This window comes from Duganella radicis (assembly GCF_009720825.1).
GTDB classification, from domain to species: Bacteria; Pseudomonadota; Gammaproteobacteria; order Burkholderiales; family Burkholderiaceae_D; genus Rugamonas; species Rugamonas radicis.
The window spans coordinates 1-19,173 of the sequence record NZ_WNKY01000032.1 but is presented as its reverse complement, the minus strand read 5'-3'; the positions used below and the strand labels follow the sequence as shown (position 1 = coordinate 19,173).

The following is a 19,173-nucleotide window of genomic DNA, read 5'->3' as shown; positions in this document are numbered from 1 at the left end:
ATGCACGCTCCTCCACTGCCTTACGACCCCGCCTACGAAGTACCGGAAGAGGGCGAAGCCGACACCGTCGCCGGCCTGACCGAGGCCATGTTGCGCATTTCCACCACCGTCGATGCCGACACCGGCCATGCCCACCGCAGCGTGCACGCCAAGAGCCATGGCCTGTTGCGCGGCGAGTTGCGGGTGCTGGAAAACCTGCCGCCCGAGTACGCGCAAGGCATGTTCAGCCACGCCGGCGCTGCGTGGCCGGTGGTGTTGCGGCTCTCGACCACGCCGGGCGATCTGCTGGACGACAAGGTCTCCACACCGCGCGGCATGGCGATCAAGGTGATCGGCGTGCCGGGCATGCGGCTGGTGGATGGCGAGGGCGATGCCACGCAGGATTTCGTGATGGTCAACGGCCCCGTGTTCCAGTCGCCCAATGCCAGGCAATTCCTCGGCAGCGTCAAGCTGCTGGCGGCCACCACCGACAAGGCGCCGGGCCTGAAGAAAGCGTTGTCGGCCGCGCTGCGTGGCGTGGAAAAAGTGGTGGAGGCGGTGGGCGGCGAGAGCGCGACCTTGAAAGGGCTGGGCGGCCATCCGGAAACCCACATCCTTGGCGAAACCTTTTACACCGTGGTGCCCATCCTGTACGGCCGCTACATGGCCAAGCTGTCGCTGGCGCCGCTGTCGCCGGAACTGGCGGCGCTGAAGGGCCAGCCGGTCGCGCTGGAGCACCGGCCCAACGGCCTGCGCGGCGCGGTGGTCGACTTCATGACCGAACACCAGGCCGAATGGGAGCTGCGCGTGCAGCTGTGCACCGATCTCGCCACCATGCCGATCGAAGATGCCTCGGTGGAGTGGACCGCGCCATGGATACCGGTGGCCCGCATCAGCGCGCCGCCGCAAGCGGGCTGGACCCACGGCCTGTCGGTGCTGGTGGACGATGGCATGCAGTTCAACCCCTGGCATTGCATCGCCGATCATCGCCCGCTGGGCTCCATCATGCGGGTACGGCGCGCCGTGTATGCGGCCTCGTTACGCTTCCGCGCCGGGCGCAATGGCACCTCAATGGCCGAGCCGCACAACCTCGACCATTGGCGCGAGCACTGACTACGGTTCGCCGTAGCGGCCGCGGATCGCGCCCAGCACGCCTTGCTGTTCCAGCCGCGTGATGGCGGCATTGATGCGGTCGAGATCGGCCTGCGTCGTGTTGGCCTTGTTCAGCATCAGATGCACCGGCGCGCGCATCGCCACCAGCGGCACCGGGCTGATGGCGATACCTTGCGCCCTGGCCTCGTAGCGCAGCGCGCCACTGTCGCCGAGGATCAGGTCGGCCCGTCCCGCATCCAGCATGCGCAAGCCCTGCTGGAAATTGATGAAGGTGCTGAGCTTGCCCGTCGCGCTCAGCGTCGGCTGCACGCGCGCATAGGCGGCGCCGTACCAGCCGACCTTGGGCGCCAGCAGCGCCAGCTTGTTGTTCACCAGCGCATCCATGCTGGTGATGTGCTGGTAATGCCGGTGCGCATTGCTGCGCGAGAAAACCCCCACCGTCTCCTGCCGGTAAGCGATGCTGAAACGCGCGTAGCGGCGCCGGTCGGCGGTGTTGGAGGCGGACAGCATCAAGTCCAGCTGGCCCTGTTCGAACAGGCGCTGGCGGCGCGAGGTTGGCAATTCCGGCTGCACATCGAGCTTGCAGCCGGCTTCCTTGAGGATGGCTTGCGCCAGTTCCCAGTCCAGCCCGGTCGGCGCGGCGTTGGGCTGGGTGACCAGGTAGGGCGGCCAATGCTCCAGCGCCATGCTGAGCCGACACGCCTGCGCTTGCGCGGCCATGCCCAGCAGGGCCATGGCGGATAACACGTGACGCGCTTGCATGAAGCTACCCTTTCTTGAACGATGGCTACAATTTGCCAGATGTGACGGGAATGTCAAGAGTGCGCACCTCATCCATCTATTGTGCGCCGCCGTACGGTACAGTTGCTAGTATTGTCCTTTCAACCTTGGAAAATCACTATGCTGGCTCAGCCCGTCACGCCGTTTCCCGGTCCGCAGGACAAGCTGCCGCGCTTCATCGGCAGCGGTACGCCCATGCGCGACCTGGTGCAGTCGCACCGGTGGGAAGACACGCCGCTGGGCGCCATCGCCGGCTGGCCGGCCTCGCTGCGCACCGCTGTCAGCGTAGTGCTGCATTCGGTGCACCCGATGTTCCTGTGGTGGGGCGAGGAACTGACGCAGATTTATAACGACGCCTACGTGCCGTGCTTCGGCGCCGGCAAGCATCCGGCCGCGCTGGGGCAGGCCGGGCGCGTGTGCTGGCCGGAGATCTGGCCCATCATCGGCCCGCAGATCGACGCGGTGCGCAACGGCCGCGAGCCGCGCTGGTATGCCGACAATCTGGTGCCGATCTGGCGCAACGGCCGCATCGAGGATGTGTTCTGGAGCTACACCTACACCCCGGTGTTCAACGAGCAGGACCAGGTGGGCGGGGTGCTGGTGGTGTGCACCGAGACCACGGCGCAAGTGCTGGCCGAGCGCCGCCGCCACACGCTGGACCTGCTGGGCCGCCGCCTGCTCGACTGCCGCAGCGAGGCGGACGTGCGTGCGGCCGTGGCGCAATCGACCAGCGACAATCCGGGCGACCTGCTGGAGATCAGCCTGCTCAACGGCGACCAGGCCGGCCGCCGCCCGGCCAGCGACGTGCTGGTGATCCGCGGCGCCGAATTGCAGCTGTGCGCCGATCTGGCGCTGGCCTTCAAGGTGTCGCCGCGGCTGCCGGTGGACTGCGCCTACCGCCAGTTCCTGGAACAATACACCGCCGTCGTGTGCGCCACCCTGAGCCGGCTGCAAAGCGACCGCGCGCTGGCCGACGCCATGGCCGAGAGCGAACGGCTGAACGTCGACCTCAACCTCAGCTCGCGCAGCAAGGATGAATTCCTGGCCATGCTGGGTCACGAGCTGCGCAATCCGCTGGCGCCCATCGTCACCGCGCTCAAGCTGATGAAGTTGCGCAGCCGGGACAGCGATACCGCGCACGAACAGGCGGTGATCCAGCGCCAGGTCGACCATCTGGTGCGGCTGGTGGATGACTTGCTGGACGTGTCGCGCATCGCCAGCGGCAAGGTCGAGCTGCGCAAGGAAACCGTGCCGCTGGCCGACGTGCTCAACAAGGCGATCGAAATGGCCAGCCCCTTGCTGGAGCAAAAGCAGCACCGCCTGTTGGTCGACGTGCCGACGGTGCGCTGGCATGGCGATCCGGCGCGGCTGGCGCAGGTGATCTCCAACCTGCTGACCAACGCCGCGCGCTACACGCCGGCCGGCGGCCACGTCACGCTGGGCACGCGGGTCAAGGGTGGCACGGTGCAGATCCAGGTCACCGACGACGGCAACGGTATCGCGCCGGCGCTGCTGCCGCACATTTTCGACCTGTTCGTGCAGGGCAACCGCCAGCTGGACCGCGCCAAGGGCGGGCTGGGCATCGGGCTGGCGCTGGTGCGCAACCTGGTGCAGATGCACGGCGGCGAGGCCAGCGCCTACAGCGCCGGCGAAGGGCGCGGCAGCACCTTCACCATCACCCTGCCGGATTCGGTGGTGGCCGAGGCGCCGGCGCCGCTGGCGCAGCTCCACGCCGCCCCCTTGCCGGAGCAGGGCGCGGGCTTGCGCGTGCTGGTGGTGGACGATAACCAGGACGCCGCCGATTCGCTGGGCGAGCTGCTGGGCGCGCTTGGCTACCGGCCGCTGGTGGCCTACGATCCGGCGCAAGCCATCGCCCTGGCCTCGGCGGACATGCCGGACGTGGCCATTCTCGACATCGGCCTGCCCGGCATGGATGGCTTCGAACTGGCCGACCATCTGCGCAAGCTGCCGGAGGGCACCGGGCTGAAACTGGTGGCCCTGTCCGGCTACGGCCAGGAGCACGACAAGTCGCGCAGCCGCGCGGCCGGCTTCGCCGCCCATCTGGTCAAACCGATCAATATCGCCGACCTGCAAATTTCGTTGTCATAAAGAGTTGCAAATTTCGTAAATCGACGTTTAAAATAGCCCCAGAGAAACTTTTAAGGCGCCGGGGGCCGCATGAACCTGATTTACAAGAATGAGAAAACGCTGTTCGGCATCATGCTGGCGCTGTCGCTGCTGATCTGGGCGGCGCTGGTGATCGGCACGGTGGGCATGGCGCTGGCGTACCTGCTGCTGTTCTTCGTCACCTATTGCTTTGCGCAGTCGGCGCTGGTGTCCTACCTCAAGGGCACGGCGGTGCAGATCACGCCGGCGCAATTTCCCGACCTGCACCAGCGCATCGAGGCCTGCTGCGAGCGTCTGGGCCTGGCGCAGGTGCCGGAAGCCTACCTGCTGCAAATGGGCGGCGCCTTCAACGCCTTCGCCACCCGCTTCCTCGGCAACAACTTCATCGTGCTGTATTCGGACGTGGTCGACGCGCTGGAGGACCGGCCGGACGCCATCAATTTCTACATCGGCCACGAGATCGGCCACATCAAGCGCAACCACCTGCGCTGGTCGGCGCTGCTGGCGCCGGCGGCGGTGCTGCCACTGCTGGGCGCGGCCTATGCGCGGGCCCGCGAGTACACCTGCGACCGCCACGGCTTCCACGCCTGCGACGATCTGAAAAGCGCGCAGGTCGGGCTGGCCGCGCTGGCGGCCGGCGGCAAGCGCTGGCGCCAGCTGAGCGTGAGCAACTACACGGCGCAGGCGCAGCAGAGCGGCGGCTTCTGGATGTCCTTCCATGAGCTGGTGGGCGATTACCCCTGGCTGGTCAAGCGCATGGCGGTGGTGCGCGGGCTGGCGCAAGGCAACGAGGTGGCGCCGCCGGGCCGCCACGGCCTGGCCTATCTGCTGGCCCTGTTCGTGCCGCGCTTTGGCGTCGGCGGCGCCGGTTCGGTGCTGGCGCTGATGGCCTTGATCGGCGTGCTGGCGGCGGTGGCGATCCCGGCCTACGGCGAGTACACCGCCAAGGCGCGCATGGCGCAGGCGGTGGTGGTCGGGCACGAGGCGACGGCGGCGGTGGAACGCTATTTCTACGCCAACGGCCGCGGCCCGGAAACGCTGGAGCAGGCCGGCTACGCCATGGACGATCCCGGCCACGCGGTGCAGGACATCACGGTCGATCCCGGCAACGGCATGGTGCGGGTGTTCCCGTCCGACCTGAATTATCGCGGCAAGGCTATTGCGTTCACGCCGAGCGTGGACGAGAATAAGCGCGTCGTCTGGCGCTGCGCCAGCGAGGACATTCCCGCCAGCGTGCTGCCGCCGGAGTGCCGCAACTAGACAAAGGACCTCTGTTGACCTCACCGCTGGAAATTGCCGCCAACGCCGTCATGGCCATTTCCATCGTGCTGGCGGGGCGCAACAATATTCATTCGTGGTGGCTGGGCGTCGTCGGCTGCGCCCTGTTTGCGGCGCTGTTCTACAGCGTCAACCTGTACGCCGACGTGGCGCTGCAAATTTTCTTCATCGTGACCTGCGTGATCGGCTGGCTGCAATGGCTGCGTGGCGCGGCCGGCGCGCAACTGCCCATCACCCGGGCTCACCTGCCGACGCTGGGCTGGATGAGCGCCATCGGCGTGGCGGCCACGGCCGGCTATGGCCTGATGCTTCAGGCTTACACCAACGCTTACGCGCCCTTCATCGATTCCGCCGTGCTGATGTTCAGCATCGTCGCCCAGTTGCTGCTGATGGGGCGGCGGCTGGAAAGCTGGCCGTTCTGGCTGCTGGTGAACACGGTCTCGGTGCCGCTGTACGCCAGCCGGGGGCTGGTGCTGACGGCCGTGCTGTACGCCGGCTACTGGATCAACGCATTGGCCTCGTGGTACTTCTGGCGCCGCCAGATGCAGGCCCAAGCCGCTTAAGTCTTCTTCTGGATCGCCTGGCGGTAGGCGGTGGGCGTGACGCCCATGCGCTCGCGGAAGGCGGTGGCGAAATTGCCGGCGTTGTTAAAGCCGATCAGCAGGGCGATGTCCTGCACGTCGATATCGGTATCCCGTAGCAGTTCCTCGCCGCGCCGGATGCGCTCCTCGCGGATGAAGCCAAACACCGTCATGCCGGTCTGTTCGCGGAACACCTGCGACAGTTTTTCGCGATAGGTGCCAACGCTGCGGGCGATTTCCGCCAGTCCCGGCAGCGCCGCCAGATTGTCGCCGATCAGACGCTTGACGGCATTCACCAGCACCGCGTCCGGATCGCTCTCGGCTTCCAGTTGTCCCTCATCTTCCGCCTCGGTGGGCGGGCTCTGCTGCTGGCGTCTGGCCAGGTTGAGGTGCACCTGGATGCGCGCCGCCAGCTCGCCCGGCGAGAATGGCTTGGAGACGTAGTCGACGCCGCCGATCGACAGGCCGAGGATGCGGTCGTCGTCGGCGTCGGCGCCGCTCAGGAAGATCACCGGGATGTCCTGCGTCACCGGGTTGGCCTTGAGCAGGCGGCAGGCGGTGTAGCCATCCATGTTCGGCATGCGCACATCGAGCAGGATCAGGTCCGGCCGGTTGGCCAGCGCCAGTTGATAGCCTTGCAGGCCGTTGAAGGCCACCGACACCTTGTACGGCAATTCGCTCAGCAAATCCGACAGCATGCGCTGCTCGAACGCCGAGTCGTCGACGATGAGGATCTTGGAGCGGCTGCTTTCAAGGGTGGTCGGCATGGGCGCCCCCGAGACGGTTGGTAAAAATTTATCACTTCCTGTTGCGTATTATGCCTATCTTTTAAAAATAATTGATAGTTTTCTACGCTTGCAAAATAGTTGTCTCTTCCGCCAAAAGCATGATTTTTTTAAATCATCAATAATGGATTCGCATGTTGAGCAAGAGCAATGTCGACAGTACGCGGGTTGGCGGCGAACTTGAGGGAAGGATTTTATCTTCTCACAGGGAAGGACGTGATTTTTGGAGAGTTTTTAGTGTGGTTTTTTGGCCTATTTTTGAGGGGTGAGGCAGGCTGGCTGGATCGTTTTTCATAGAAGAAATTTGTCGAAACGCAGGGCAAGAAGTACCCGAGCTAAAGATAACCTTGGAGGAGCTGAACATGAAACATACCGACTTTGGCAGCATGCCGTGCCCTATCGCTCGCAGCCTGGGGAAAGTGGGCGAATGGTGGAGCATCCTGATCCTGCGTGACGCCTTCTACGGCCTGACGCGCTTTGACGAGTTCGAGAAGAGCCTGAAAATCGCACCGAATATGCTGACCCGTCGCCTGGCCGGGCTGGTCGAGGGCGGCCTGATGGAGCGCCGCCAGTACAGCGCCCGTCCGCCGCGCTACGAGTACGTGCTGACCAAGGCCGGGCGCGACTTCAAACCGGTGCTGCTGGCCTTTGTGGCCTGGGGTAACGAGCATCTGGCGCCGGAGGGAGCCAGCCTGCTGGTGGTGAGCCGCGAAACCGGCAAGCCGGCCGATCAGGTGCTGGTGGACGCCAACAGCGGCCTGGCCATCAACGACGAGGACTACATGTTCGCGCCCGGCCCCGCCGCCACCGAGGGCATGCGCTCGCGCCTGGTGCAAATCAACCAGCAGCGCGCCTGATCTGGTGGTTTAAGCGCCCGGCTGCTCCAGCTGGGCGTAGACGGCGTTGGCCAGCGTGGCCAGCGCCGCCTTGTCCAACGTGCCGGACAAGGCATAGCCGAATTTCCCGTCGATCCAGTAGAACACGCTGACCTCGCCCTCCTGCGCGAAGCGGAAGCCGGCGTCGCGGTTATGCGTCTGCTCGGTCGAGACGTACAGCGTCAGGCGGGCGCCGCCGGCGTCGCGGTACATCAGCTGGGCCACCGGGCCGCTCTGGCCGGGCAGCAGGCGGCCGCCTTCCAGTTCCCATCCTTGCGCGCTCAACTGCGGCGCTTTCAGTGGCGCGCCCAGGCGTTTCGACAGCCAGGCCACCAGATGCGCCTGCTGGTCGGCGCCGACTTCCACCGGATGCCGCACTTCCGGCGTGTAGACCGCGTGCGCCACGGCTGCGCGGCCGGGCAGGGCGGCGGCCGCCTGCAGGGCCGGGCTGGCCGCCGGCGAAGTGAGATCGTGCAGCCACCACCCAGCCGCGCCGCCAGCCAGCGTCAACGCCAGCATGGCGGCCAGGCGCAGCGCTGGCCAGGGTTGCGCCTGCCGTTCGCCCGCTTCTCCTGCCGGCCACGGTCGCGGCGTTGGCGGGACGCGCGGCGAGTCGTCCGCCGCCGGCCATGTCCGCGCTTGCGCGGCGGGCGGCGGACTCGCCAGCGTCGGCGGCAGGGGTTGGTCCAGCACGGGATCGAACAACGCGCGCAGGGCGGCGTTCTGGGCGCGGTAGGCGTGCACGCGCCCGGCTTCGGCCGGGTTGTGCGCCAGCCAGGCATCGACGGCGGCGCGGCGTTCCGGCGCCAGCCGGTCGTCGACCCAGGCTTGCAGCTCGGCTTCGGTTACGGGGGCATTCATTTGATCACCTTCAGCGGCGAGGGCAGCGGCTGGCCCTCCATCAGCAGGCGCAGGCGTTCGCGTCCGCGCGACAGGCGCGACATCACGGTGCCGGCGGGGATGTGCAGCACGGCCGCGACTTCTTCGTAGCTCATTTCCTCCAGCGCCACCAGCAACAGCACTTCGCGCTGCTCTGGCGGCAGCTGGCGCAGCGCGGCGTCCATATCGCGCAGGGCCAGCCGGCCGGTGGCGGCATCGGCCTGTGACGCCGGCAAGGCCTCGTCCAGCGCAACCATGGCCGGGTGCGCGCGGCGCACGTTGTCCGTATGCAGATTGTGCATGATGCCGAACAGCCAGGCGCGCATGTCGCTGCCCTGCCGCCACGAGGACAGCTTGTCCCAGCCGCGCGCCACCGTGTCCTGCACCAGGTCGTCGGCATCGGCGCCCGCACCCAGCAGCGCCCGTGCGTAGCGGCGCAGGCGCGGGATGCAGTCGAGCAGGCGCTGGCTGTCAGATTGCATCAGTCTTTGACGACGTGCCAGATGTCCTTGACATTGTCGCCGTTGCGGTCGCCCGGCTTGACGTCCTTCTTGAACAGGTACAGCGGCTTGCCCTGATAGGCCAGCTGCTTGCTGCCATCGTCGCGTACGATGACCGAGTACGGCGCCATCACATTGGCGGATGGCGCGACCGCCGGCCAGTTCTCGATGCAGGGGCCGTTGCAGGCGCTCTTGCCGCTGCCGGCGGTGTCCTTGTCGAAGGTGTAGACGGTCATGCCGGCGCTGTTGACCAGCACGCCATCCTTTTTCATGACGTCGTCGGCGTGGGCGGTGCTGGCGGCCAGCAGCAGGGCGGTGAGGCTGAGGGCAAGTTTCATGGCGAGTCTCCTGGAGTGGGTGAATGTAATTGCGTAAACGTAAGGTGCGGCTGCTTTATTCCATCCTCCCTAAAATAATTTGCACATCAAGCGAGGAGAACTGCCATGAAAATGAAATTCTGCGGCGCCGTGCTGGCGCTGGTCACCGCCACCGCATCTTACGCCCAGTCGGTGAACAAGGGCGACCAGCAAATCCTGAAGGAGCTGGCGCAGGCCAATATGGCCGAGGTGGCGGCCGGCGAGATCGCGCTGCAAAAATCGGAGTCCGCCGATGTGAAGAAGTTCGCCCAGCAAATGGTGGATGACCACACCAAAGGCCTGCAAGCGGTGCAGAACGTGGCCAGGGCCAAGAACGTCACCCTGCCCATGGAGCCGGACGCCAGGCATAAGCAAATGGCCGAGCACCTGAACACCCTGTCCGGCGCGGCGTTCGACAAGGCCTATCTGGCCGACGCCGGCGTCAAGGATCACAAGGCGGCGCACGCCAAGGTGGCGGAGGCGCAAAAGAAAGCCACCGATCCGGACGTGAAGGCGCTGGCGGCGGAGTTGCAGCCGACCATCGACAAGCATTTGCAAACCGTGCAAGGTTTAGCTTCCGGCAAGCAGTAAACGGTGTTGCTTCCATCAAACAAGTTTCCATGCGGCACCAAAAACGCTTTGTTATCAGGCACTTAAAGGGGGCATGATGGTGGGGCTGCAAACTGTGGAATAATGCGGTAGCGGCGCAAGGACGCGCTGCCGCAACACAGTAGAGGAAAGTCACTTGGTGGACATGTTTGCGCTCGACGACGAGCTGGCGCAGTGGGATTCATTATTGCAGGAAGTGCAAGGTTCGGAGCGGTTTGAACTGCTGACCGCGCTCGCCTGGCATTTGCGTCAGCGCGATCCCACGCGTGCCTTGCAGCTGTCCGCCGAGATCGTGCCGCTGTTGGAGTCGCTGCCCGCCGCCGCCGTGCTGCACCGCGCGCGCCTGCTGCTGATCGCCGCCGAACCGCAATGGCTGCGTGGCGAACTGGACACCGCCCAATACCATCTCGAACAAGCCCTGCTGCTGTGCGCGCAGGCCGCGCCGGCGTTGCCCGCCGCGGCCGCCGCCTGCCGCGCCGACGCCTGCTGGACCATGGCCTGGGTCTCGAATGACCGTGGCGTCAGCGCCGCCGGCAACAGCTGGCTGCGCCAGGCCGCCGCCGCCGCCCGCGAGGCGGGCGACGCGGTGCGCATCGACGTGATCGACGCCGCCGCCGGCATCTGCGACGCCTTCGGCGACTGGCAGGCCGCGCAACAGCGCTGGAACGGCCGCTTCGACGCCGACCTGGACGGCGTGCCGCCGATCGCCGCCGGCTGGATCAGCGATTTCTTTGGCACCTGCGCCTTCCAGCGCAGCGAGTTCGGCCGCGCCATCGGCCATCTGATGCTGAGCTTTGAAACCGCGCTGGCCACCGGCCAGATCCGCCGCGCCATTATTATCGCCGCCAACATCGGCAACGGCTTCACCAGCCTGAATGCGCACGAGGCGGCGCTCGACTGGATGCAGCGCGGGCTGGATCTGGCGCGTCCCACCGGCTGGCCGCTGAGCATCGGCATGTGCCTGATGCAGACCGCCGAAACCCTGCGCCAGCTGGGCCAGCGCGACGCCGCGCAAAGCCTGCTGCGCGAGGCGCTCAACACGCTGGCGCCGCTGTCCGGTTCGCGCGCCTACGCGGTGGCGCTGGAGTACCAGGGCGACCTGGCGCTGGACCTCGGCAATCACGTGGCGGCGCTGGACAGCTTCACCCGCCTGGCCGCGCGCGGCGACGCCCTGTGCCAGAACGACTTCCAGAGCAGCGCGCGGCGCGGCCAGGCGCACGCGCTGTCGCATCTGGCGCGTCCGGGCGAGGCGCTGGCGGCCGCACAGGCGGCGCTGGCGCTGGCGCGCGACCATGCCGATGCGTCGGGCCAGATCGCCGCGCTGAATGTGCTGGCCGACATCCACGCGCGCCACGACTTGCCGGGGCCGGAGCTGATGATGGCGCCCAACGCCGTGCTGCATTATTTGCAGCTGGCGCTGGAGATCGCCGCCACGATTGAAGGCTACACCGTGCCGGGCGCGCTGCTGGATGCGGCGGCGCGCGAGTACGCGGCCATCGGCGACTACGAGCGCGCCTACAACATCGCCTTGCGCGCCAACGCGGCGCGCGACCAGACGCACAGCAAGGAAGCCACCAACCGCGCCATCGCCATGCAGGTGCAGTATCAGACCGAGCGCGCGCAGACCGAGAGCGAGCACCATCGCCAGCTGGCGGCGGCCGAAGCGCAGCGCGCCGAAGTGCTGCAACAGACCAGCGCCACGCTGGAGCACCTGAGCGCCATCGGCCAGGAGATCACCGCGCACCTCGATGCGGCGGCCGTGTTCCGCGCGCTGGATCGCCACGTGCATGGCCTGCTCGACGCCACGCACTTCTCGATCTTCCTGCTGACCGCGAACGGCGAAGAGCTGGTGTGCACCTTTGGGATTGAGGCGGGCAAGCCGCTGCCGCCGATCCGCGTGCCTTTGTCTTCGCCGAGCGCCAACTCGGCGCGCTGCGTGCGCGAACGGCGCGAGATCCTGATTGAGCTGGACGAACAGGGCGTCACGCCGCACCTGATTCCCGGCACCCTGCCGACAATGACCCTGCTGTTTGCGCCGCTGCGCGTCGGCGAGCGCGTGATGGGCGCGATGACGGTGCAGTCGCTGCGCGCGCGTTCGTATGGCGAACGCGAACGCCTGATCTTCCGCACACTGTGCGCGTACGGCGCTATCGCGCTGGATAACGCCAGCGCGTACCGCCAGGTGGCGGCCACGCAGGAGCAGCTGCTGGAAAAGAATCTGGAACTGGAGCAGGCCTACAAGGCGCTGGAGGAAGTCAGTCTGACCGACCAGCTGACCGGCTTGCGCAACCGCCGCTTCTTCCTGCAAAACGTCGATGCCGACGTGGCCATGAGCTTGCGCGGCTACGAGACCGGCCAGCATCGCGAGCTGACCGAGTGCGATTTGCAGGCGCAGAACGATCTGGTGTTCTTCATGGTCGACCTGGATCACTTCAAGGCAGTGAACGACCGTTATGGCCACGCGGCCGGCGACTCGATTCTGGTGCAGATGCAGGAGCGCCTGCGCGAAGTGTTCCGCGAATCGGACTACGTGATCCGCTGGGGCGGCGAGGAATTCCTGGTGCTGGCGCGCGCCACCCATCGCGACGATGCGGCAGGCCTGGCCGAACGCATGCGCCGCGTGGTGGCCGAGCGCGATTTCGAATTGCCGGATGGTGGGCGTCTGTCGAAGACCTGTTCGATCGGCTTTGCCTGTTTCCCCTTCCTGCCCGAGCAACCGCGTTTGCTGTCATGGTCGCAGGTGGTGGAGCTGGCGGATCAGGGCCTGTACATCGCCAAGCGGTCCGGCCGCAACGCGTGGGCCGCGCTGTACAGCACCGAGGCCACGCGCGCGGAGGGCGTGTTCCCGCGCCTGATGCAGAAACTGGATCAGGCCGTGGCGGAGGGCGAGGTGCGGCTGGTCAGCAATCTGGCCGGGCCGCTGGTGCTGGGCGGCGAGCGTCGCCGCATCGGCTTGTCGAGCGATCTGGAACTGGGCTGAAACGATGGAAAAGAAGCGCTGTAGCTGGGCCAATCCGGCCAATCCGCTGTATCTCGCATATCACGACAACGAATGGGGCGTGCCTTGCCACGACGAGCGCCGTTTGTTCGAGATGCTGAATCTGGAGGGCGCACAGGCGGGGCTGAGCTGGGAGACCATTCTCAATAAGCGCGAGAATTATCGCGCGGCGTTCGATCAGTGGGATGCGAACAAGATCGCGGCGTATGGGCCGGGCAAGGTGGCGGAGCTGCTGGCCAATCCGGGCATCGTGCGCAACCGCCTGAAGGTGGCGGCGGCGATCACCAATGCGCGGGCCTATATGCGGCTGGTGGAGAGCGGCGGTAGTCTGGATAAGCTGTTGTGGTCTTATGTCGGCGGCAAGCCGTTGGTGAGCGGCAAGGAGCCGCGTCCGGCCAAGACGGAGTTGTCGGACCGGATCTCCAAGGACTTGGCCAAGCTGGGATTCAAGTTTGTCGGCTCGACGATTATTTATGCGTACATGCAGGGCATCGGCATGGTGGACGATCATGCGCCGGATTGTTTTTGCAGGAAGGCGCGTCGGTGATGATGCGGGTGGTGCTCGACACTGAATGGCGTGGCGAGCGGTTTGCGGCGGCGCGCGCGCAAGGCGGGCGTTTGCATTACATCGCGGTGGCGCCTGCGCTGCCGCCGGCTGACGCGGTTCATGATGCAGAATTACGCGCCGCGTGGCCGCTGAATGTGCCGGGCTTCCATCGCGTGATCCTGAATGATGAAGTGACGCTGGACTTGCTGGTCGGTGCGCTGGATGCCGTGCTGCCGCAAGTTGTGGCGCGCGTGAACGCATTCCATCTCGATGCCGCCGTGACGCCGCCGATGGCGCGCACGCTGGCAAAGCTTGCAGTACAAGGTGCGACGCTGCACGCCCGTGCGGCCGGCGAAGCGATGGTATGGGCGCTCACCGCCGCCGGCTTCGCGTGCCGCATCGCCGCCAGCCCCGGCGACCGCACCGCCCATGTCGAGAGGGCGCCTGACATCACGGCGGTTTATCGCAGCCGACGGCCGCAGCCAGCGATGGCGGCGGAGCCGGCGCGGCGCGCGGTGGTGATTGGCGCCGGCCTGGCTGGCGCATCGGCCGCACATCGCTTGTGCGCGCGCGGCTGGCAGGTCACGCTGATCGAACGTCATGCGCAGCCAGCACAGGAGGCGTCGGGCAACCTGGCCGGTATCTTCATGCCGCTGCTGTCCAAGGACGACAACATCCCCACGCGCCTGAGCCGCGCCGCCTACCTGTTCGCCTTGCGTGAATGGCGCCGTCTTGGCGGCGTTGGGCGCGCGTTCGAAGGCGCCGATTGCGGCGTGCTGCAACTGGCCCGCGACGAACGCCACGCCGTGGTCCAGCAGGAAGCGCTGGCGGCATGGAACTACCCGCAAGCCTACGCCCGCTGGGCGGACGCGCAGGAAGCCAGCACGCTGATCGGCGCAACGACACCGCATGGCGGCTGGCTGTTCGAGCAGGGCGGCTGGGCGCGGCCATCGTCCCTGTGCGAGGCGATGCTGAACGCATGCGGCGACCGCCTGCAACGCGTGTTTCACACCGAAGCTTTGTCCCTGCAACGCATCGGCGATGAATGGCTAGTGCGTGGCGCGGACGGCGCATTGATCGCGCAAGCGCCCACCGCCATCCTCGCCGGCGGCGCGCAAGCCGGCCAGATCGAGCAAGCCGCCGAACTGCCGCTGTTCAAACTGCGCGGACAGGTCACCCACCTGGCGCTCGATCCCGCGCCCGCCGCGCCGCGCCCGCCGGTGCTGCCGCTGGTGGTCTGTCGCGAGGCGTATGTCACGCCGCCGTCGAACGGGATCGTCTGCGCCGGCGCCACCTACGACAACGACGACGAACCGAGCCTGCGCGCCAGCAGCCAGCTGGAAAACCTCACCCGCCTGGCCGAAATCATTCCCGGCGACGAGGTGGCGGCACTGGCGCACAGCGCACCGCTTGAAGGCCGCGTAGGCTTCCGCTGCGCCGCGCCCGACCGCCTGCCGCTGGCCGGCGCGCTGCCCGACTACCCCAACACCGGCCGCGCCGAATTCCTGTCCGACGTGCGGCGCCACCCCGGCCTCCACTGCCTGCTGGGCTACGCCTCCCGAGGCCTGATCTGGGCGCCGCTGATGGCCGAACTGCTGGTGTCGCAACTTGAACACACGCCACCACCACTGGAAACCCAGTTGATAGAAGCCCTCGACCCCGGCCGCTTCCTCCTCAAACAACGCCGCCGCAGCCAATAAACGCTATAATCGGCAACAGAGTCGTTGGAGAACCCCCGCAATGGATGAACAAGAAGCGCCGCAGCACGAAGGCTCGCCGGAGCTGTTCATGTTCCTGGCATCCACCGTGCACGATATGAAAAATTCGATCAGCGTCCTCAGTGGCACGCTGGAGAATCTGCTCGCCGCCCATCCTTCCAACAGCGCTCCCGAATACGGCCAGATGGCGCACATGCTGTATCAGACCAAGCGCCTGAACGACAACCTGATCCAGCTGCTGGCGCTTTACAAGGACGTCGGCAAACCCGGCTACCCTTTCGATCCCGCCCCGCGCAGCGTGCGCGAGCTGGTGGAGCAGGTCTCCGGTCAAGCCCACATGCTGCTGCAATCGCGCGGCATCACGCTGGATGTCGAGTATCCGCAACACGCCATCTGGACGCTGGATGAAGACCTGGTGATCGGTGTGCTGGTCCACGCCATCAACAACGCCATCCGCTACACGCGCGACCGGGTGCGCCTGGCCATCAGCATCGACGGCGATTATCTCGAAGTGCGCGTGGAGGACAACGGCAGCGGCTTCCCCGCCGCGCTGCTGGAAGCAGGTGTCAGCGCCATGGACCCGCAGCGCGCGCGCATCGACTTCCTCAACAACAGCAGCGGCTTGGGCCTGTACTTTTCCAGCGAAGTGGCGAAGATGCACAAGCACCGCCAGCGCAGCGGCGGCATCGCGCTGGAAAACGGCGGCACGCTGGGCGGCGGCTGCTTCATCCTGCGCCTGCCATGATGATGAGCGAGATCATGAGCACCTCTTCGAATCCGGCGGAAAGCGGCATCGACTGGGCGGAAAAACGCTACCTGATCATCGACGATTTCGTCGGCATTCGCCAGCTGCTGCGCGAGTCGCTGCGCAACCTCGGCGCCAAGCATATCGACCAGGCCTCCAGCGGCGGCGAGGCCATGGTGCTGCTGTCGAAAACCCGCTACGACGTGGTGCTGTGCGATTACAACCTTGGCGACGGCAAGAACGGCCAGCAGGTGCTGGAGGAAGCGCGCATCCGCAACCTGATGCTGCCGTCCAGCGTATGGCTGATGGTCTCCGCTGAAAAGAGCGTGGAGTCGGTGATGGGCGCGGCCGAGCATCAGCCGGACGCCTACATCATCAAGCCGATCACCGAGGGCGTGCTGCTCACGCGCCTGAACCGCGTGTGGCTGCGCAAGCAGGTGTTCCGCGAAATCGACCAGGCCTTTGCCGACAAGGATTACCTGCGCGCGGCCAAGCTGTGCGAGGAACAGGTGGCCCATCATCCGCTGCACGCCATCGACCTGCACCGCATGCGCGCCACGCTGCTGCTCAAGAGCGGCGATCTTGACCGCGCGGCGGTGGTCTACGAGGATGTGCTGCAAGAGCGCGAATACAACTGGGCGCGTTGCGGCCTCGGTAAAATCCGCATGGCCAATGGCGATATCGATGCGGCGCGCCTGATGTTCCAGGCGGTGATCACCGATAACCGCTTCTACATCGACGCCTTCGACCAGCTGGCCGAATCGTTCCAGTTGCAAGGCAAGACCGAAGAGTCGTTCGACGTGCTGCAAAAGGCCGCCAAGCTGTCGCCCAACTCCGTGCCGCGCCAGCGCGCGCTGGGCACCACGGCGCTCAAGCTGGGGAATATCCCGGTGGCGGAGAAGGCCTTCCGCAAGTGCATCGAGATCGGCGAGTTCTCGGTGCGTAAAACGGTGGATGCGTATCTCGGCCTGGCGCGCGTGTGCGGCCAGAAGAACGACACCAAGGAAGCCATCCGCCTGCTCAACGCGGCGGTCCATCAATTCGGCGGCGACCAGGTCACGCTGCGCGCCAAGATCACCGAGGGCCTGGTGTATCACGAGAGCGGCGACTTCCGCCGCGCGCGCAAATCCGGCGACGAACTGGAAGCCATGCTGGCCGACGAGAACCGCCAGCGTCCGGACACCGAGACCTGCCTCGATATGGCGACCCTGCTGTTCGCGGTCGGTGTGAAGGAAGCACCGATCAACCTGCTGTGCTACGTCACCCGCAATAACCACGACAACGCGCCGCTGCTGGAAGACGTGCAAAAGATCTTCGAGAAAGCCCGTATGGCCGAGGAAGGCCAGGAACTGATCAAGTCCGCGCGCCAGGAGGCGGCGGACCTGATGAACAAGGGCGTGTTGCTGTGGAAGACCGGCAAGCTCAACGAGGCGGTGGAATGGATGCGCGACGCCCGCAAGCAGCTGCCGCACAATATGCGCATTCTCTTCAACTCGGCGCAGATCCTGATCTCCCATTTGCAGGAGCATGGCTACGACCGTGCGCTGGCCGATGAGGCGATCGCGGTGCTGATGCACGTCGACGCCATCGCGCCCGGGCAGCAGCGCTTTGCCCAGCTGATGGAGCAACTGGCGCTGTTGGCGCCAGTGTCCGGCGTGGTGGCCGCAGCCGCCGCCAGCGAATACGAGGCGGCCAATGGCCCGGTGCCGGAATCGACCCGCTTTACCAGCAGCTGACCGTCCGCGCCACGCAACAGCGTGCTTGTTTCGGCCTCATCAAATGATTACACTGGTTTGAGGTGAGGGCAAATAAAGGGCAAACCGTATGCGCGATATCGCCAGGGAAGTGTATAAAAAAATGAAGGTGGGGAGTGTGGCCTGGATTCGTCCGGTGGCCGCCAAAGGAGACACCCTGGAGAGCTTCCAGGCCGCGCACGACAGCGCCAGGCTGCTGGAAGACGAGGGCCTGATCGATATCGAGAAAGTGCAGCGTCAGGCCGACGGCTTGATTGACGCCATCCGAATTCAGCGGCTGGCGTAATCCATTACTTATCCGCGGAGGGCTTGGCCACTGGCTTGGCGGCGGGCTTTTTCGCTGCCGGTTTCTTCGCGGCCGGCTTTTTGACCGCTGCCGGTGGCTGGTCCGCCTCTGCCGCTGCGGGCGGCTTGCTGGCCGCGGGCTTGGCGCCGGCGCCGGCTGCCGCCGCGGCGAATTTGACGGCGGCGTCGGTCATCATCGATTCGGACGCCATGGCGGTCGATACGGCTTGCTTGAACTGTTCTTGCAGCAGGTTCCACCAGGCGTTCGGCTGGCTGCCACCCGCGCCCGATGGCGGCGCCTTGGGCGCTTCCGCCTTCACTTCCGGCTCAGGTGGCGCCTTGGCTTCAGGTTCGGGCGGTGTGGTTTGCGCCTTGTCCGCCTCGCGCGCGTGGTGGAAGAAGGCCGAGGCGTAGGGATTGGCGTCGAAGATCGATTTGTCGTTCACGCCGGTGTTGACGGCCGAGGCCAGGCTGGCGCCCACCGACTTGAGGGTGGCAATGGTGCCGCGCTGGACTTCCAGCGCCTGTATGCTCCCGCGCAACATGCTCATGTTCAGATTGAGCCAGCTCTCGACGGCTTTCAGGTCGTTGATCTTTTTGTCCAGCTCTTCCACCGACAGCGTGGGGGCGGTCAGGCCCGGTACGCTCATGCTGCCCCACAGGTTTTTTACGAAATCCAGCGTGTCGTTCATCGGGTTGTGCGCCATGAGTCTCTCCTGTGGGATAAGGTTTTAGCGTAGCAGATATTTGTTTGTCATTCAAAAGGTTTTGACAACATTTCGGCGCGCTTCAGCTGATCCTGGCGATCCCGTTTAAACTAGCGGCCATGACGAATTCCTCCTTCCTAGCCCGACACCGGCGCGTACTGGTCTTGTGTGCCGCCACGGTGGCGCTGCACTATGCCGCCATCGACTGGGTGGGAGGGCGCCTGAGCGCACAGACGCACCGGCCGTCGGAACTGGCGCCGTCACTGATGACGGCGCAGTTGCGGCTGGCCTTGCCGAAGCGGGTGGAGTCGGCGCCGCTGGAGGATGTGGCGCCGCTGGCCGCTCTGCCGCGCAAGCCAGCGGCCAGCAGCAGGAAGGTGCTGGAGCCGGTGGCCGCCGCCAGTCCGGCAGCCGCGCAGGCGGCGACAGCGGCGGTGCTGGCGGAAGCGGGGCAACTGGGCGATCTCGCGGTGCCGGCCGCGCCGGGGGCGGACGCGCAAGGGGCGCAGGCCGGTGTGGCGGGGAGCGTGGCGCAGGCTGGCGCGGCGCAGGCGAGA

Annotated in this window: 18 protein-coding genes and 1 pseudogene; 13 read left to right on the top strand and 6 right to left on the bottom strand. The window is 66.1% G+C overall.

Annotated elements, in window-relative coordinates; translation table 11 throughout:
* Entirely contained in the window at window positions 1–1,092 is a 1,092-nt protein-coding gene (locus GM676_RS22395) for a catalase family protein (RefSeq protein WP_155466185.1), read from the top strand.
* Here GM676_RS22395 and GM676_RS22390 read toward each other — a convergent pair whose 3' ends face one another.
* Window positions 1,093–1,854, bottom strand: a complete 762-nt coding sequence (locus GM676_RS22390) for a substrate-binding periplasmic protein (RefSeq protein ID WP_155466184.1) — start codon at window positions 1,852–1,854, stop codon at window positions 1,093–1,095.
* A gap of 138 nt (window positions 1,855–1,992) precedes the next feature.
* Here GM676_RS22390 and GM676_RS22385 point away from each other — a divergent pair, with 138 nt between their 5' ends.
* The 3 genes from GM676_RS22385 (at window position 1,993) to pnuC (ending at window position 5,840) form a co-directional block, all read left to right on the top strand.
* Window positions 1,993–3,981, top strand: coding sequence for a hybrid sensor histidine kinase/response regulator (locus GM676_RS22385; protein ID WP_155466183.1), 1,989 nt, complete (start codon window positions 1,993–1,995; stop codon window positions 3,979–3,981).
* A 69-nt stretch (window positions 3,982–4,050) separates the two neighbouring features.
* Window positions 4,051–5,259 carry a M48 family metalloprotease gene (locus tag GM676_RS22380; RefSeq protein WP_155466182.1) on the top strand — a complete coding sequence of 403 codons (1,209 nt, stop codon included), beginning with the start codon at window positions 4,051–4,053 and terminating at the stop codon, window positions 5,257–5,259.
* Window positions 5,260–5,273: 14 nt separating this feature from the next.
* The gene (gene pnuC, locus GM676_RS22375; RefSeq protein ID WP_155466181.1) at window positions 5,274–5,840 is read left to right on the top strand and encodes a nicotinamide riboside transporter PnuC; all 567 of its coding nucleotides are present in this window, start codon (window positions 5,274–5,276) and stop codon (window positions 5,838–5,840) included.
* On the opposite strand, the gene GM676_RS22370 is transcribed toward pnuC, so the two are convergent.
* Entirely contained in the window at window positions 5,837–6,625 is a 789-nt protein-coding gene (locus GM676_RS22370; protein ID WP_155466180.1) for a response regulator transcription factor, read from the bottom strand. The two genes, pnuC and GM676_RS22370, sit on opposite strands and share 4 nt — an antisense overlap.
* 380 nt (window positions 6,626–7,005) lie before the next feature.
* Here GM676_RS22370 and GM676_RS22365 point away from each other — a divergent pair, with 380 nt between their 5' ends.
* On the top strand, window positions 7,006–7,500 hold the full coding sequence (locus GM676_RS22365) for a winged helix-turn-helix transcriptional regulator (RefSeq protein WP_155466179.1): 495 nt from the start codon (window positions 7,006–7,008) through the stop codon (window positions 7,498–7,500).
* 9 nt (window positions 7,501–7,509) lie between these two features.
* Here the strand turns inward: GM676_RS22365 and GM676_RS22360 are convergent, their stop codons facing one another.
* From GM676_RS22360 to GM676_RS22350, 3 genes are read right to left on the bottom strand one after another with little or no spacing between them, the layout of a single operon-like run.
* Window positions 7,510–8,379 carry an anti-sigma factor family protein gene (locus GM676_RS22360; RefSeq protein ID WP_155466178.1) on the bottom strand — a complete coding sequence of 290 codons (870 nt, stop codon included), beginning with the start codon at window positions 8,377–8,379 and terminating at the stop codon, window positions 7,510–7,512.
* A complete protein-coding gene (locus GM676_RS22355) occupies window positions 8,376–8,879 on the bottom strand; it encodes an RNA polymerase sigma factor (RefSeq protein ID WP_155466177.1) in 504 nt (167 codons plus the stop codon). The genes GM676_RS22360 and GM676_RS22355 overlap by 4 nt, the downstream gene beginning before the upstream one ends.
* Window positions 8,879–9,235, bottom strand: coding sequence for a COG4315 family predicted lipoprotein (locus GM676_RS22350; protein ID WP_155466176.1), 357 nt, complete (start codon window positions 9,233–9,235; stop codon window positions 8,879–8,881). The genes GM676_RS22355 and GM676_RS22350 overlap by 1 nt, the downstream gene beginning before the upstream one ends.
* Before the next feature lie 105 nt (window positions 9,236–9,340).
* Between GM676_RS22350 and GM676_RS22345 the strand changes: the two genes are divergently transcribed.
* The 7 genes from GM676_RS22345 to GM676_RS22315 all read left to right on the top strand — a co-directional run bounded on the left by GM676_RS22345 (window position 9,341) and on the right by GM676_RS22315 (window position 17,910).
* Complete coding sequence (locus GM676_RS22345; RefSeq protein WP_155466175.1) at window positions 9,341–9,844, top strand: DUF4142 domain-containing protein; 504 nt, start codon at window positions 9,341–9,343, stop codon at window positions 9,842–9,844.
* A 163-nt stretch (window positions 9,845–10,007) separates the two neighbouring features.
* Window positions 10,008–12,842, top strand: a complete 2,835-nt coding sequence (locus GM676_RS22340; protein ID WP_155466237.1) for a diguanylate cyclase — start codon at window positions 10,008–10,010, stop codon at window positions 12,840–12,842.
* A gap of 4 nt (window positions 12,843–12,846) precedes the next feature.
* Entirely contained in the window at window positions 12,847–13,407 is a 561-nt protein-coding gene (locus tag GM676_RS22335; protein ID WP_155466174.1) for a DNA-3-methyladenine glycosylase I, read from the top strand.
* The gene (gene mnmC1, locus GM676_RS22330; protein ID WP_229262822.1) at window positions 13,380–15,107 is read left to right on the top strand and encodes an FAD-dependent 5-carboxymethylaminomethyl-2-thiouridine(34) oxidoreductase MnmC1; all 1,728 of its coding nucleotides are present in this window, start codon (window positions 13,380–13,382) and stop codon (window positions 15,105–15,107) included. Before GM676_RS22335 ends, mnmC1 begins: the two co-directional genes overlap by 28 nt.
* Window positions 15,108–15,147: 40 nt before the next feature.
* Window positions 15,148–15,870, top strand: a complete 723-nt coding sequence (locus tag GM676_RS22325) for a sensor histidine kinase (RefSeq protein ID WP_155466173.1) — start codon at window positions 15,148–15,150, stop codon at window positions 15,868–15,870.
* A gap of 14 nt (window positions 15,871–15,884) precedes the next feature.
* The gene (locus GM676_RS22320) at window positions 15,885–17,606 is read left to right on the top strand and encodes a tetratricopeptide repeat-containing response regulator (RefSeq protein ID WP_155466172.1); all 1,722 of its coding nucleotides are present in this window, start codon (window positions 15,885–15,887) and stop codon (window positions 17,604–17,606) included.
* 88 nt (window positions 17,607–17,694) lie between these two features.
* Window positions 17,695–17,910 (top strand): hypothetical protein, encoded by a 216-nt coding sequence (locus GM676_RS22315; RefSeq protein ID WP_155466171.1) that lies wholly within the window; start codon window positions 17,695–17,697, stop codon window positions 17,908–17,910.
* Window positions 17,911–17,914: 4 nt separating this feature from the next.
* On the opposite strand, the gene GM676_RS22310 is transcribed toward GM676_RS22315, so the two are convergent.
* Complete coding sequence (locus GM676_RS22310) at window positions 17,915–18,616, bottom strand: PhaM family polyhydroxyalkanoate granule multifunctional regulatory protein (RefSeq protein ID WP_229262821.1); 702 nt, start codon at window positions 18,614–18,616, stop codon at window positions 17,915–17,917.
* 119 nt (window positions 18,617–18,735) lie between these two features.
* Between GM676_RS22310 and GM676_RS22305 the strand changes: the two are divergent.
* Window positions 18,736–19,173 (top strand): annotated as a pseudogene (locus tag GM676_RS22305) (DUF3108 domain-containing protein); the annotation flags it as partial.